Annotated in this window: 12 protein-coding genes; 8 read left to right on the top strand and 4 right to left on the bottom strand. The window is 72.2% G+C overall.

Going from position 1 to position 13,922, the window contains the following annotated elements:
* Positions 1-293: 293 nt before the first annotated feature.
* The 6 genes from ABD330_RS19190 to ABD330_RS19165 all read left to right on the top strand — a co-directional run bounded on the left by ABD330_RS19190 (position 294) and on the right by ABD330_RS19165 (position 7,270).
* Positions 294-2,393 carry a DNA gyrase/topoisomerase IV subunit B gene (locus tag ABD330_RS19190; RefSeq protein WP_344466662.1) on the top strand — a complete coding sequence of 700 codons (2,100 nt, stop codon included), beginning with the start codon at positions 294-296 and terminating at the stop codon, positions 2,391-2,393.
* Between the two features lie 146 nt (positions 2,394-2,539).
* Entirely contained in the window at positions 2,540-3,025 is a 486-nt protein-coding gene (locus ABD330_RS19185) for a DUF1453 domain-containing protein (protein WP_344466660.1), read from the top strand.
* A 21-nt stretch (positions 3,026-3,046) separates the two neighbouring features.
* Positions 3,047-4,225 carry a sensor histidine kinase gene (locus ABD330_RS19180; protein WP_344466658.1) on the top strand — a complete coding sequence of 393 codons (1,179 nt, stop codon included), beginning with the start codon at positions 3,047-3,049 and terminating at the stop codon, positions 4,223-4,225.
* Positions 4,222-4,878: a response regulator transcription factor gene (locus ABD330_RS19175; protein ID WP_344466656.1), complete on the top strand. Its 657-nt coding sequence runs from the start codon at positions 4,222-4,224 to the stop codon at positions 4,876-4,878. The genes ABD330_RS19180 and ABD330_RS19175 overlap by 4 nt, the downstream gene beginning before the upstream one ends.
* Positions 4,879-5,072: 194 nt before the next feature.
* Positions 5,073-5,579 (top strand): DUF485 domain-containing protein, encoded by a 507-nt coding sequence (locus tag ABD330_RS19170; protein WP_344466654.1) that lies wholly within the window; start codon positions 5,073-5,075, stop codon positions 5,577-5,579.
* The gene (locus ABD330_RS19165; RefSeq protein ID WP_344466652.1) at positions 5,576-7,270 is read left to right on the top strand and encodes a solute symporter family protein; all 1,695 of its coding nucleotides are present in this window, start codon (positions 5,576-5,578) and stop codon (positions 7,268-7,270) included. The genes ABD330_RS19170 and ABD330_RS19165 overlap by 4 nt, the downstream gene beginning before the upstream one ends.
* Before the next feature lie 165 nt (positions 7,271-7,435).
* Here ABD330_RS19165 and ABD330_RS19160 read toward each other — a convergent pair whose 3' ends face one another.
* From ABD330_RS19160 to ABD330_RS19150, 3 genes are all read right to left on the bottom strand, one after another.
* Positions 7,436-8,512, bottom strand: a complete 1,077-nt coding sequence (locus ABD330_RS19160) for an ABC transporter substrate-binding protein (RefSeq protein ID WP_344466650.1) — start codon at positions 8,510-8,512, stop codon at positions 7,436-7,438.
* Between the two features lie 75 nt (positions 8,513-8,587).
* Positions 8,588-9,472 (bottom strand): ABC transporter permease, encoded by an 885-nt coding sequence (locus tag ABD330_RS19155; protein ID WP_344466648.1) that lies wholly within the window; start codon positions 9,470-9,472, stop codon positions 8,588-8,590.
* Positions 9,469-10,329: an ABC transporter ATP-binding protein gene (locus ABD330_RS19150; RefSeq protein WP_344466646.1), complete on the bottom strand. Its 861-nt coding sequence runs from the start codon at positions 10,327-10,329 to the stop codon at positions 9,469-9,471. Before ABD330_RS19150 ends, ABD330_RS19155 begins: the two co-directional genes overlap by 4 nt.
* 251 nt (positions 10,330-10,580) lie before the next feature.
* On the opposite strand from ABD330_RS19150, the gene ABD330_RS19145 reads away from it, so the two are divergent.
* Both ABD330_RS19145 and ABD330_RS19140 read left to right on the top strand, forming a co-directional pair.
* Positions 10,581-12,215, top strand: coding sequence for an ATP-binding protein (locus ABD330_RS19145; RefSeq protein ID WP_344466644.1), 1,635 nt, complete (start codon positions 10,581-10,583; stop codon positions 12,213-12,215).
* Complete coding sequence (locus ABD330_RS19140) at positions 12,212-12,898, top strand: response regulator (protein WP_344466642.1); 687 nt, start codon at positions 12,212-12,214, stop codon at positions 12,896-12,898. Before ABD330_RS19145 ends, ABD330_RS19140 begins: the two co-directional genes overlap by 4 nt.
* A gap of 44 nt (positions 12,899-12,942) precedes the next feature.
* Here ABD330_RS19140 and ABD330_RS19135 read toward each other — a convergent pair whose 3' ends face one another.
* Complete coding sequence (locus ABD330_RS19135) at positions 12,943-13,839, bottom strand: ferredoxin family protein (protein WP_344466640.1); 897 nt, start codon at positions 13,837-13,839, stop codon at positions 12,943-12,945.
* Between the last annotated feature and the right edge of the window lie 83 nt (positions 13,840-13,922).

Genomic DNA, 13,922 nt, shown 5'->3' with positions numbered 1-13,922 from the left:
CTGTGCCGCACGCTACGGTTCGCCAGGACCCGTGGCGACAGGTGGAGATGGCGCTCCGGAGTCCCCGTCCCCGGCGAAGGTCTTGTTCGCGCAGCGCGTACAAGCCGAGAGGGCTCCAACCGTCTCTGTCTCAGGCATTGGGAACACTGTGGGAGCCGGCCGGGCCGGCCGGACCAGACGTCAGACGAGTCAGAACTTCATTGAGGAGTGCGCCGCGTGAGCGAGCGGAGCAAGCGAACGGTGGGAACGAGCACGGTGCGTGAGACCCCGGTTACGGGTTGCGAGGTGAGCGCATGAGCGCCGACGCGACCGGCCGGCTGGTCGACGACGGTTCCAACTACACCGCCCGGCACCTGCTCGTCCTGGAGGGCCTGGAGGCCGTCCGCAAGCGCCCCGGCATGTACATCGGTTCCACCGACAGCCGCGGTCTCATGCACTGCCTCTGGGAGATCATCGACAACTCGGTCGACGAGGCGCTCGGCGGCTTCTGCGACCGGATCGAGGTGGTCCTGCACAACGACTCCTCGGTCGAGGTCCGCGACAACGGCCGTGGCATCCCGGTCGACGTCGAGCCGAAGACCGGGCTGTCCGGCGTCGAGGTGGTGCTGACCAAGCTGCACGCCGGCGGCAAGTTCGGCGGCGGCTCGTACGCCGCCTCCGGCGGCCTGCACGGCGTCGGCGCCTCGGTGGTGAACGCCCTGTCCGCCCGCCTCGACGTCGAGGTCGACCGCAGCGGCCACACCCACGCGATCAGCTTCCGCCGCGGCGCACCGGGCATCTTCACCGAGCTCACCCCGGACGCGCCCTTCGAGCCGGCCAACGGCCTGACCCGCAAGGGCAAGGTCCCCAAGGGCCGGACGGGCACCCGGATCCGCTACTGGGCCGACCGGCAGATCTTCCTCAAGGAGGCGAAGCTCTCCCTCGAAGGCCTGCACAGCCGGGCCCGGCAGACCGCCTTCCTGGTCCCCGGCCTCACCATCATCGTCCGTGACGAGCGGCTGACGGAGAGTGAGAAGGTCCAGGAGGACACCTTCCGCTTCGACGGCGGCATCGGCGAGTTCTGCGAGTTCCTCGCCCCCGACAAGGCCGTCTCCGACGTGCTGCGGCTGCAGGGTGAGGGGAGCTTCAAGGAGACCGTGCCCGTCCTGGACGAGCTCGGCCACATGACCCCGACCGAGGTCACCCGCCAGCTCGGCGTCGACATCGCACTGCGCTGGGGCGCCGGGTACGACACCACGTTGCGCTCCTTCGTCAACATCATCGCGACGCCCAAGGGCGGCACCCACGTCACCGGTTTCGAGCGCTCGCTCGCCAAGACCGTCAACGAGGCGCTCCGGGCGAGCAAGCTGCTGCGGGTCGCCGAGGACGACGTCACCAAGGACGACACCACCGAGGGCCTCACCGCGGTGGTCACCGTCCGGCTCGCCGAGCCGCAGTTCGAGGGCCAGACCAAGGAGGTGCTCGGCACCTCTGCGGCCAACCGGATCGTCGCGGCCGTCGTGGCCAAGGAGCTCAAGGCCTTCCTGACCTCCGCCAAGAAGGACGAGAAGGCCCAGGCCCGGGCCGTCATGGAGAAGGTCGTCGCCGCCGCCCGCACCCGGGTGGCGGCCCGCCAGCACAAGGAGGCGCAGCGCCGGAAGACCGCGCTGGAGACCTCCTCGCTGCCCGCCAAGCTCGCCGACTGCCGCAGCGACGACGTCGAGCGCAGCGAACTCTTCATCGTCGAGGGCGACTCCGCGCTCGGCACCGCCAAGCTGGCCCGCAACTCGGAGTTCCAGGCGCTGCTGCCGATCCGCGGCAAGATCCTGAACGTGCAGAAGGCGTCCGTCGCCGACATGCTCAAGAACGCCGAGTGCGCCTCGATCATCCAGGTGATAGGGGCCGGCTCCGGCCGGACCTTCGACATCGACCAGGCCCGCTACGGCCGGGTCATCTTCATGGCCGACGCCGACGTCGACGGATCGCACATCCGCATCCTGCTGCTGACGCTCTTTCAGCGCTACATGCGGCCGATGGTGGAGCAGGGCCGGGTCTTCGCCGCCGTCCCGCCGCTGCACCGGATCGAGCTCACCAACCCCAAGCGCGGCCAGGAGAAGTACCACTACACCTACTCCGACTCCGAACTCCGCAGCACGATGCTGGAGTTCCAGCGCAAGGGGCTGCGCTGGAAGGAGCCGGTGCAGCGGTACAAGGGCCTCGGCGAGATGGACGCCGACCAGCTGGCCGAGACCACCATGGACCCGCGCCACCGGACGCTGCGCCGGATCAACCTGGGCGACATGGAGCTGGCGGAGAAGACCTTCGACCTGCTGATGGGCAACGACGTGGCACCCCGCAAGGAGTTCATCGTCGACTCGGCGGCGACCATGGACCGCTCGCGCATCGACGCCTGAGCCCGCGGTCACCCCGGAGGGGCTCTCCACCTGCGGGTGGAGAGCCCCTCCGCCGTCGGTTCCACCCTGGCGCCGATCACCCGGAGGCCCGCGATCCCTAGCGTGGGAGACGTCGGACAGTCCCCTCCCGGTACGGAGCCCACCCCATGAACGGCACGCTGAACATCCTGGCAATCGTCGCGGTGATCGCCCTGGTCGTCGCCCGCCAGTTCAAGGCGCGGAAGTTCGACACCGAGCGCCGCGTCTGGCTGATCCCGGTGATCCTCGCCTTCCTGGCGCTGCGCGACCCGCACCTGCTGGACCCGCACCACCAGGCCGCGTCCGTCGCGCTGCTCGCCGCCGGTGTGCTGGTGGAGATCGCCCTGGGCAGCGTCTGGGGCTGGACGGCCCGGCTCTGGTACGCCGAGGACGGCAGCCTCTGGACCAAGGGCAGCCCGGCCGCACTCGCCGCCTGGGCCGGCATGATCGTGCTGCGCGGCGGACTGTACGTGCTCGGCTCCGCGCTCGGAGTGCACCAGGGGACGAACTCGCTGATGCTGGCGCTGGCCGCGCTGCTGCTGGTGCGTGGCGTCGTCCTCGGGTGGCGGGCCCGCACGCTGGAGCCGTCGTACCGTGTCCCTGCCGCCCGCTGACGGCCGCCGAACCTCCCCGGAATGGACCTCCCCGTGCCGCTGCTGCCGACCGGCTGGACCCGCTGGCCGCCCCGGGAGGGGCTGAACCGGGAGGCCCAGAGTCCGGCCAGGGCGACGCTGATGCTGCTCACCCGGCTGGTGCTGCTGGTGGTGCTGGTCTGGGGGACGTACTCACGCGGGCACTTCACCGGTTGGCACGCGGTCTGGGCGGGAGCAGGGCTGGTGGCGGCCGTCGCGTCGGCCGTCGTGTTCTTCCGGTACACGCTGGCCCACCGGCTCGGGCCCGGCATCGCGGCGGCGGCCGGTCTGCTGGCCGTCGCCACGACGGCCGAGTGGGGGCACGCCTACCTGCTCTCCGACATGGTCTGGCTCGGGCTCGGAGTCATCGCGCTCGTCCGGCTGCCGCTGGTGTACGCGGTGCCGACGGCCGGCGCGGCCTTCGGCTCGTACACGCTGGCGAGCTGGGACAGCTGGCTGGGTGTCACGTCCACGGTCGGCGGGCTCGCACTGCTCGGCTACCTGCTCCGGCTGGACGCCGAGGCGCGGGGCACCGCGCACCGGCTGCTGGCGCAGGAGCGGGCCGCCCGTGCGGCGGAGGCGGAGTCGGCGGCCCTCGCCGAACGGGCCAGGATCGCCCGGGAGATCCATGACGTGCTGGCGCACAGCCTCTCCGCGCAGCTGGTCCACCTGGAGGCGGCCCGGCTGATGCTGGACGGCGGGGCGAGCCGGGAGCAGGTCCGCGAACGGGTGGTGGCCGCGCGGCGGATGGCGCAGGACGGGCTGGCCGAGACCCGCCAGGCGCTGTCGGCGCTGCGCGGCGAGTTCACGCCGGTGGGGGAGTTCCTGGCCGGACTGACGCAGCGTGAGGGGGCCGTGCTGACCGTCGAGGGGACGGCCGCCCCGCTCGACGCCGAGACCGGGCTGGCCGTGCGCCGCACGGCGCAGGAGGCGTTCACCAACGTCCGCAAGCACGCCCCGGGCAGCCGGGTGACGGTGCGGCTGGCCTACCCGGAGGGCGCGGTCGAACTGGAGGTCCGCAACAGCCGTCCGCCGCGCGGCGAGGCGTCCGGGGAGCTGGCGTCGGCGGGCAGCGGGTACGGTCTGCTCGGGATGCGCGAACGCGCGGAGTTGCTCGGTGGCACGCTGGTCGCGGGCCCCGACGAGGGAGGATGGCGTGTGCTGCTGCGGGTGCCCCGATGAGTGACAGGCCGATCAGGGTCCTGGTGGCGGACGATCAGACGGTGGTGCGCGAGGGGATCGTGATGCTGCTGGGGCTGTTGCCCGGGATCGAGGTGGTCGGCGCGGCGGCCGACGGCGAGGAGGCCGTCCGGCTGGTCGAGCGGTACGGGCCGGACGTCGTCCTGATGGACCTCAGGATGCCCCGCTGCGACGGGGTCGAGGCCACCCGGCGGATCCGGACGGCGCACCCCGCGACCGAGGTGGTGGTGCTCACCACCTACGCCGACGACGAGTCGCTCTTCCCCGCCCTCCAGGCCGGGGCGCGCGGATACCTCACCAAGGACGCCGGGGGCGAGGAGATCGCCCGGGCCATCGCGGACGTCCGCTCCGGCGCGGCCGGCCTCTCGCCGCAGGTGCAGCGGCGGCTGCTGGAGCGGCTCTCGGCCGCGCCGGCCGGTCCGGCCGAGCTGCCGGACGGCCTGACGGCCCGGGAGGCGGAGGTACTGGCGCTGATCGCGGACGGACTGTCGAACACCGAGATCGCGCAGCAGCTCTTCGTCAGCCCGGCGACGGTGAAGACCCACATCAACAACCTCTTCGCCAAGACGGCCGTCCGGGACCGGGCACAGGCGGTGGCGTACGCGTTCCGGCACGGCATCCGGCGAAACTCGTGATCTTACCCGCCGATCCGGCGGATCGTCACCTGATTGGCCCTCACCTGTTTGAGTGAACGTATCTGCCTGGGCTCGCTAGGGCGTGCCCGGCCCGACCATCCTGGTCCGGATACCGTGCGACCGGAACCGACCCCTCCGGCGCCGACCCACCGACGCCTGCCCACCCATGAAGGCGTCCCGGTTCAGGAGCAGCATTGGCACAGCAGGAGAGGTTCGACTGGTGGGCCGCCCAGCCCATCGGGCGTACCGCGGTCCGCAAGGCAGCGAAGGCGCGCCTGACCGCCCCCACGGCGCGTCCGACGGCGGTGCCCGCGCAGGCGGCGGTGCCGGTGGCAGCGGCCCCGGCCGCGACGACCACCCCGGCGGTGCCCGAGCCGCCGGCCGTGGACGCCGCCGAGGTCTACCGGACGGTGCAGGCCAGCGCGGCGTTCCAGGAGATCCGGGACGGGTACCGCGGCTTCGTCTTCCCCGCCACCGCGGTCTTCCTCGGCTGGTACCTGCTCTACCTCGGCGCGCAGGCCGCCGCGCCGGAGCTGATGCGGCGACAGGTCGCCGGCCCGCTCAACGTCGCCTGGCTGGTCGGCCTGCTCCAGTTCGTGTCGACCTTCGTGCTGACCTGGCTCTACGCCCGCAACGCCCGCACCAAGCGCGACCGCGCCGCCCTCGGGCTGCGCTGGGACACCCAGGACCAGCTCCGATGACCCCCGCCCTGCGCCCCGTCCCGGACACCGTGCCCGGGCCGGCCCCCGCGCCCGCACCGCTGCCCGCCGCCGCCCACCTCGCGCCGGTGACCACCGGCCAGCACCACGACCTCGCCCTCGTACTCTTCGCGGTGGTCGTCCTGGTCACCCTCGGCATCACCCTCTGGGTCGGCCGACGGGGCCAGGCCGCCGAGGACTTCTTCGCCGGCGGGCGCGGCTTCACCCCCCTGCAGAACGGCTTCGCCCTCTCCGGCGACTACCTCTCGGCCGCCTCCTTCCTCGGCGTCACCGGCCTGATCGCGCTGTACGGCTACGACGGGGTGCTCTACAGCATCGGCTTCCTGGTCGCCTGGCTGGTGGTGCTGATGCTGGTCGCCGAACTGGTCCGCAACTCCGGCCGCTACACCCTGGCCGACGTGCTGGCGCTGCGGATGCGCGAGCGCCCGCTGCGGGCCGCGGCCGGCAGCGCCAGCGTGGTCGTCACGCTGCTCTATTTGATCGCCCAGATGGTCGGCGCGGGCAGCCTGGTCACCCTGCTGCTCGGCACCAGCAGCGGGCAGGCGAAGACCTGGGCCATCGTCGGCGTCGGCGCCCTGATGATCATCTACGTGACGGTCGGCGGGATGAAGGCCACCACCTGGATCCAGATCGTCAAGGCCTTCGTGCTGATCGCCGGAGCCGTGCTGCTCACCGCACTGGTGGTGATCCGCTTCCACGGCAACCTCGCCGAGCTGATGCGCTCCGCCGCCCACGGCAGCGGGCACGGCCAGGCGTACCTGGAGCCGGGCCTCAAGTACGGCGCGACCACCACCAGCCGGCTCGACTTCTTCAGCCTGGGCCTCGGCCTGGTGCTCGGCACGGCGGGCCTGCCGCACATCCTGTCCCGCTTCTACACCGTCCCCACCGCCCGGGCCGCCCGGCGCTCCACCATGTGGGCGATCGGGCTGATCGGCGGTTTCTACCTGATGGCGATCGTGCTCGGCCTCGGCGCCACCGCGCTGGTCGGCGCGAAGGCCGTGAAGGCGGCGAACCCGGCGGGCAACACCGCCGTCCCGCTGCTGGCACTCGACCTCGGCGGCGGCGCGGCCAGCACGGCGGGCGTGGTGCTGTTCGCCCTGATCTCGGCGATCGCCTTCGCCACCATCCTGGCCGTGGTCGCGGGGCTCACCCTGGCCGCCTCGGCCGCGTTCGCGCACGACCTCTACGCACGGGCCTGGCGCCGCGCGGACCGGCCGGAGGCGACCGAACGCGAGGAACTGGTGGTGGCCCGGGCCGCCGCGGTGGTGATCGGCGCGGCGGCGATCGTGCTCAGCCTCTTCGCGCAGCAGCTGAACACCGCCTTCCTGGTCGGCCTGGCCTTCGCCGTCGCGGCCTCCGCCAACCTCCCGACCCTGCTCTACAGCCTGTTCTGGAGCCGCTTCACCACCCGCGGCGCGGTCTGGTCGGTCTACGGCGGGCTGATCCCCGCCGTCCTGCTGGTGGTCTTCTCGCCGGTGGTCTCCGGCGCGAAGACGGCGATCTTCCCCGGCGTCGACTTCCACTGGTTCCCGCTGGAGAACCCCGGACTGGTCTCCATCCCGCTGGGCTTCCTGGCCGGCTGGCTCGGCACGCTGACCTCCCAGGAGGCCGCCGACCCGGACAAGTACGCCGAGCTGGAGGTCCGCTCCCTCACGGGCGCCGGAGCGGCATAGCCGGCTCCGCCGGCCACAGACGCGGGGGATTGCGCGAAGCGAAGGGTGCGGGTTGGTGCCTTCCGGTTTCGCGCAGTTCCCCGCGCCCCTGTTGTGGCCGGTCGGCTGCCAAAGGGCCCCCGGGCGCGGTGGGGGTCGCGCCCGGGGGTGTTCGAGGGGGCCGGTTCAGCCGTTGGCGTCGGCCGGGGTGGTGGTGGGCGTGACGCCCAGGGTCTTGTTGGCGTTGATCGCGAACTCGTTGGTGAAGGTCGTGCCCAGGTTCACCGCGTCGGTCTTGGTGCCGACCAGCTTCTCGGTCGCCAGGACGTTCTTCGGGCCACCGGCCGGCATGATGCCGTCCGGCAGGAACTGGCCCTTGTCCTGGGTCAGCGCGGCGATGTAGTCGTCCTTGCTCACCGAGCTGTTGCTGACGAAGGACGGGGGCAGCGCGTTCGCGATGTCGGCGGCGGAGTGCGCGTCCATCCAGTGCATCGTGGCGACCAGTGCCGTGACGACCTTCTGGGCGGTGTCCTTGTGGGAGTTCACCCACGCGGTCTTCGCGAGTGCGGTGGCCGACGGCCAGGTGCCGCCCAGCAGGGCCTTGGCGCCGTCGGTGGTGGCCAGGTCGACCGCCGAGTAGCCGATGCCCTTCTTCTGGATGGCCGTCACGGTCGGCTGGGTGGTCATGACGCAGGCCGTCTTGCCGTTCTGCAGCGCGGCGACCGCCGTGGCCCCGGCGCCGACCCCGATCCGGCTGAACTGGCTCGTCGTCAGCTTGCTCTGGGCGGCGACCAGCTGGGTGAGGACGTCGGTGCCCGAGCCGAGGTCGGTGACGCCGAGGGTCTTGCCCGCGAAGTCCGCACCGGAGTGGACGCCGCTCTTGGTCCCGCACATCTCGCGCTCGCCCGGTGCGCCGGAGAGCTGGACGATGTCCTCGACCGACTTGCCCTTCGCCTGGAGCTCGATGGTGTGGTTGTACCAGGCACCGGCCATGTCGACCTGGCCGGACAGCATGGCGTCCTCGGCACCGATGGAGGCGTCCTCGGTGCTGAGCACCACGTTGACGCCGTACTGCTTGTAGAAGCCGAGCTGCTGGGCCAGCTGGAACGGCAGGTAGATCTGCTTGTCGACACCGCCGACCATGATCTTCACCGTCGGCACGCCGCCGCCGGCGCCGTTCGTGGAGCCGGAGGAGCAGGCGGTGAGGGTGAGGCCGAGCGCGAGAGCGCCGACCAGCGATCCGGTGAGAGTCCGCTTGAACATGGCTGTCCCTTCGGGGGTGGTACTGCGTGGGGGAGTTGCTCGGGGTGGCGAGCTGTGGGGACTGCTGGACGACCGCTAGATGACGCCGCTCTCGGACGGGGACGGCGGGCGCCAGGAGAGCAGCCGTCGTTCGAGCTTGGTGATGAGCCACTCGGCGAGCAGGACGATGACCGCGATCACGAACATCGTGGCGAACACGCCGTTCGGGTCGAACTGGTTCTGCGCGGTCTTGATGACCAGCCCCAGCCCGGCCTGCGCGCCGAGCACCTCGCCCACCAGCGCGCCGACGATGGCGAAGCCGAAGGCGGTGTGCAGGCTGGCGGTGATCCAGGTGAGCGCCGACGGCAGCACGACGTGGCGGACGATCTGCAGCGGCGACGCGCCCAGTACCCGGGCGTTGTTGAGGATGTTGCGATCGACCTCCCGGACGCCCTGGAAGGCGTTGAAGAAGACGATGAAGAACACCAGCACCGCGGCGAGCAGCACCTTCGGCGTCTCACCGATGCCGAACGCGACCACGAAGATCGACCCGAGCACGATGCGCGGAATGGCGTTCACGATCTTGATGAACGGGCCCAGCACATCGGCGAGGAACCGGTTCTGACCGAGCAGCACACCGAGGACCACACCGGCCGAGGCGCCGACGGCGAAGCCGAACACCGCCTCCCTCAGGGTCGTCTCGATCTGCAGCCAGAACGAGCCGAACTCGGTGGCCTGGTCGCCCTTCGAGAAGAAGTCGGCCAGCCGCTGGGCGATCCCGCTGGGCTGCCCGAAGAAGAACGGGTCGAGCCAGCCCAACGTGGTGACCAGCTGCCAGCCGCCGACGATGAAGCCGGCCAGACCCAACTGGGCCGTCAGGACCAGCAGCTTGCGCCGCCGGACCGCGCGCACCCCGGCACCCGCGGCAGCGGTGTCCGTGGGCGCCGCCTTGACCTTCGCGACAGCGGAGGCACTGCTCATGACGTCTCTCCCGTCGTGCGTGCATAGGCGCGCTCCACCTCTTCGCGGAGCGAGGCCCAGATCTGGTGGTGGAGTTCGAGGAAGCGCGGCTGGAACCGGATGTCCTGCACCGAACCGCGCGGGCGCGGCAGGTCGATGTCGTAGACCGCCTTCACCGAGCCCGGGCCGGAGGTCATCACGACCACCCGGTCGGCGAGCGCCACCGCCTCCTCCAGGTCGTGGGTGATGAAGACGACCGAGGGGCGCAGCTGCTCCCACAGGCCCAGCAGCTCGTTCTGCATGATCGCCTTGGTCTGGACGTCCAGGGCGCCGAAGGGCTCGTCCATCAGCAGGATCGACGGCTCGTTGATCAGCGCGGCAGCCATCGCCACCCGCTTGCGCATGCCGCCGGAGAGCTGGTGCGGGTGGTGGTCCTCGAACCCGACGAGGCCGACCCGGCGCAGCCAGTCCCGCGCGGCGGCGTTGGCCTTCGCCTTCCCCACGCCCCGGAACACCGGACCCATCGCCACGTTGCCCAGCACCGTCTTCCACGGCAGCAGCGCGTCCGCCTGGAACATGAAGCCGATGCCGTCGGTGATCCCGTCCACCTCGCGCCCGCCGACCCGGACGGAGCCCTCGCTCGGCCGGTCCAGGCCGGACACCAGGCTCAGGGTCGTCGACTTGCCGCAGCCGGTCGGTCCGACGACCGCGCAGAACTGCCCCGGCTCGACGGTGAAGTCCACCCCGCGGGTCGCCGTGAAGGCCTCGCCGCTCGGGGTCAGGAACCGCTTGGTCACACCCGAGATCTCGATCCGGGCACCGTCCCGGACGGTACGTCCTGCGGCCGGGCTCGTCGCGACGTCGTTTCGCGCAGCCATCGAATCCGCCTCCTTGGTCTCCTCAGCCACCCCTTCCGTGTTTCCGGGGTGTTGCGTGGTGCCGAGAAGGTAGGTCGGCGCGCCGGGGTGGCGGGAGTCTTGCGAGCGTTGCGCGGCTTCACCGCGTTCCGGGGGGTTCTGCTCGTTCTGCTCACCGTCCCGGGGCTGGGCAAAGGACGTTTCACCAGGCACACTCGGCTGACACACGCAGGTGCGCGACGGGGGGTATGCGCGGTACGGAGGTAAGCCCGATGGCCCGACGGCCCGGCCGGCGCAGGAAACTGTCCGCCCGCATCCTGGTCAGCCAGCTGCTCATCCTGGCCATCACCAGCGCCATCGGCTTCGTCCTGTTCGCCTACGCGCAGCGGGACGCGCTGGACCACGAGTACCAGAGCCGCGCGCTCGCCATCGCGCAGACCGCCGCCACCGACCCGCAGATCGTCCGGGCGATGGCCGACGGCGCCGGCGGGGACGTGGTCCAGACCGTCGCCGGCCGGATCGAGCACGCCTCCGGAGCCACCTACGTGGTGGTGATCGACCTGCACCGGATCCGGCACTCCCACCCGCAGCCCATCCTGATCGGCAAGCGCGTGGAGGAGCCGCTCGCGGTGCTGGACGGCCGCACCTACACCGGGATGGACAACGGCGCGACGGGCCGGTCGGCCAACGCCAAGGTGCCGCTGCGCGACCCGGCCGGGACCGTGATCGGCGAGGTCTCCGTCGGCATCGCCGAGAAGCAGGCCGTCGGCCGGCTGCTCGGGGAACTGCCGACCTTCGCCCTGTTCGCCGCGATCGCCCTCGCCGTCGGCGCCGCCGCCTCCTACCTGCTCGCCCGGCGGCTCAAGCGCTCCACCTTCGGCCTCGAACTGGAGGAGATCGCCGGGCTGCTCCAGGACCGCGAGGCGATGCTGCACGGCATCAAGGAGGGCGTGATCGCCTTCGACCCGCAGGGCAGGATCAGCGTGGTCAACGGCGAGGCCCGCCGACTGCTCGGCCTCGGCACCGCGCTCGGCTCCCGGCTCGACGAGGTGCTGCCGGAAGGCCGGCTGCGCCGCGCGCTGGACGGCACCCTGGAGGGCGTGGACATCACCGTCCTCACCGACGGCCACTGCCTGGCCGTCAACCACATGCCGGTCGTCCTGCACGGCCGTAAGCTCGGCGCGGTCGTCACCGTCCGCGACCGCACCGAGCTGGTCGGCCTGCTGCGCGAACTGGACTCCGTACGCGGTCTCACCGACGCGCTCCGCGCCCAGCAGCACGAGTTCGCCAACCGGATGCACACGCTCGCCGGGCTGCTGGAGCTCGGCGACCACGAGGCCGCGCTGGAGTACGCCGTCGAGCTCGGCCAGGCCGAGCCGGCGCTCGCCGAGGGCGTCCGGGAGCGGATCGCCAACCCGCTGATGATCGGACTGATCGTGGCCAAGACCGCGGTGGCCGCCGAACGCGGGGTCCGCGTCGTGCTGACCGAGGACTCCCGGCTCGGCGAGCAGCCCGGCCACCTGCGCCGGCTCCTCACCATCGCGGGCAACCTGCTGGACAACGCCGTGGAGGCGGTGGGCAGTGGCGGGCAGGTCAGGCTCGCACTGGTCGAGTCGCCGTACGAGATCCTGCTGCGGGTCAGCGACGACGGGCCCGGCATCCCGCCCGGCGCCGCCGAATCGATCTTCGAGGACGGCTGGTCCACCAGCCCGGACCGGGGCACCGCCCGGCGCGGGCTCGGGCTGGCGCTGGTCCACCGGCTGGTGCAGCGGCACGGCGGCACGATCACCGTGAGCGAGGGCCCGGGGGCCGTGTTCACCGTGGTGCTGCCACTGCCGGACGACGACCCCGCCCCGCTCGGAGCGGTCTTCACGGTGGTGCCGAACGTACTGGAGGGTGTGCGGTGATCAGGACGCTCGTGGTGGACGACGACTTCCGGGTGAGCGCCATCCACTCGGCCTACGCGGCCCGGGTGCCGGGCTTCGAGGTGGTCGGCCAGGCGGGATCGGTCGCGGCGGCGGTGGACGCCGTCCGCGAGCTCCGGCCGGACCTGCTGCTGCTCGACGTCTACCTGCCGGACGGCAGCGGCCTGGAGGTGCTGCGGCGTCTGCTCGCGGAGCTGGACGGCGACCGCCCCGACACCCTGATGATCACTGCGGCCCGGGACGTCGCCTCCGTCCGCTCCGCGATGCAGCTCGGCGCGACGGGCTACCTGGTCAAGCCCTTCGGCTTCGCCGCCCTCGAAGAACGGCTGGCCGCCTACCGCGAGCTCCGCGAGCGGGTCGCGGCACTGGACCCGGTCGCGGAGAACGGCCAGGCCGAGGTGGACGCCCTCTTCAGCGCCACCCGCCCGACCGCCCTCCCCGCCGTCCCGGCCAAGGGCCACTCGGCGCCGACGCTGTCCCTGGTCCTGGCAGCCGTCCGCGCCGGCGGCCGCGACCTGTCGGCCGCACAGGTCGCCGAACAGACCGGCGTCTCCCGGGCGACGGCGCAGCGCTACCTCTCCTACCTGGTCCGCGAGGGCCTGGCCCGCCTGGAACTGCGCTACGGCACCACCGGCCGCCCGGAACACCGCTACCGGGTGACCTGATCCGTACGCAATCGGGTGCCCCCACGCGCCCCTGGGGGTAACCGTCAGCGCACGTTGAGGACGTCCATGCGGGCCGGGTTGCCGACAGGCTTGCCGCAGCTTTCCGGGCGGGCCGGTTCGCTCGGGGTCTGGGCCACTTCGACCTCCCAGGTGCGGCCGTCGGTGTGCCGGACCGTCACACTCCAGCGGCCCTCGCCGGCCGGCTGCTGGGTGAGCGTCAGCGCCTCCGCGCCGGTCTCCCCGGTCAGCAGCCGGACGGCCTGCTCGGCGGCCTGCCCCGGCCGCTCCCAGCAGGAACGCCCGCGCGACCACTCGGGCACGGTACGCCCGGTGGCCGTCGCCGCCAGCACCTCCTTGGCGGAGGTGCCGGTCAGCCGTCCGTACGCGTAGCCGTACGGCAGCACCAGCATCGTCGGCGAGAAGCGGTGCCCGCCGAGATGGGTGACCTCCCAGACCTCGCCGTGCCCGGCCGCCGCCAGCTCCGCCGCGAGCGGGCGGCCGAGCAGCGCACAGCAGCGGTCGCGGCGGCCGTTGGTGCACACCAGCGCGATCGGGCCCCCCGGGTGGGCGGTGCCCAGGCCGCCGTGCTCGCCCGCGCCGAGCGCGGCGAAGTCCACGGCGAGCAACTCGGCGGGGTCGGCGACCCGGTGGCGCCGTACCCAGGAACGGCCCGGCGCGGTGTGCGCGACGATCACCTCGTGGTGCCCGTCCGGCCCGGCGTCCGGGTGCCGTCCGGGACGCCGGATCAGCGCCGCCCGCACGCCCGTACCGGCACACGCCGTGTCGAGGGCCCTGCCGACCGCGGGATCCAGGTGGCTCTCGGCGAGCGCCTTGGCGCCCCAGGGCCCGCTCTGCTCGATCAGCAGCCAGGTGGTGGCGGTCGCGGCGGTGGCGGCCAGCGGCTCGGTCAGTTCGCTCGACAGCGTGCTGCAGGTGATCACCCGCGCAACCCTACCGGGGGTGGTGCAGCACAGAAGGGGCGCGTGGGGGCACCTCCCAGCCTTCGGCCGGGAGGTGCCCCCAC

Origin of the sequence: Kitasatospora kazusensis, assembly GCF_039529945.1 — a bacterium.
GTDB classification, from domain to species: domain Bacteria; phylum Actinomycetota; class Actinomycetes; order Streptomycetales; family Streptomycetaceae; genus Kitasatospora; species Kitasatospora kazusensis.
This window is presented reverse-complemented; position numbering and strand designations above follow the sequence as displayed.

Bases quoted from the DNA above. Each gene is read 5' to 3' on its own strand.
- ABD330_RS19190 (WP_344466662.1), top strand. From the start codon at position 294: ATGAGCGCCGACGCGACCGGCCGGCTGGTCGACGACGGTTCCAACTAC.
- ABD330_RS19185 (WP_344466660.1), top strand. From the start codon at position 2,540: ATGAACGGCACGCTGAACATCCTGGCAATCGTCGCGGTGATCGCCCTG.
- ABD330_RS19180 (WP_344466658.1), top strand. From the start codon at position 3,047: ATGGACCTCCCCGTGCCGCTGCTGCCGACCGGCTGGACCCGCTGGCCG.
- ABD330_RS19175 (WP_344466656.1), top strand. From the start codon at position 4,222: ATGAGTGACAGGCCGATCAGGGTCCTGGTGGCGGACGATCAGACGGTG.
- ABD330_RS19165 (WP_344466652.1), top strand. From the start codon at position 5,576: ATGACCCCCGCCCTGCGCCCCGTCCCGGACACCGTGCCCGGGCCGGCC.
- ABD330_RS19160 (WP_344466650.1), bottom strand. From the start codon at position 8,512: ATGTTCAAGCGGACTCTCACCGGATCGCTGGTCGGCGCTCTCGCGCTC.
- ABD330_RS19155 (WP_344466648.1), bottom strand. From the start codon at position 9,472: ATGAGCAGTGCCTCCGCTGTCGCGAAGGTCAAGGCGGCGCCCACGGAC.
- ABD330_RS19150 (WP_344466646.1), bottom strand. From the start codon at position 10,329: ATGGCTGCGCGAAACGACGTCGCGACGAGCCCGGCCGCAGGACGTACC.
- ABD330_RS19145 (WP_344466644.1), top strand. From the start codon at position 10,581: ATGGCCCGACGGCCCGGCCGGCGCAGGAAACTGTCCGCCCGCATCCTG.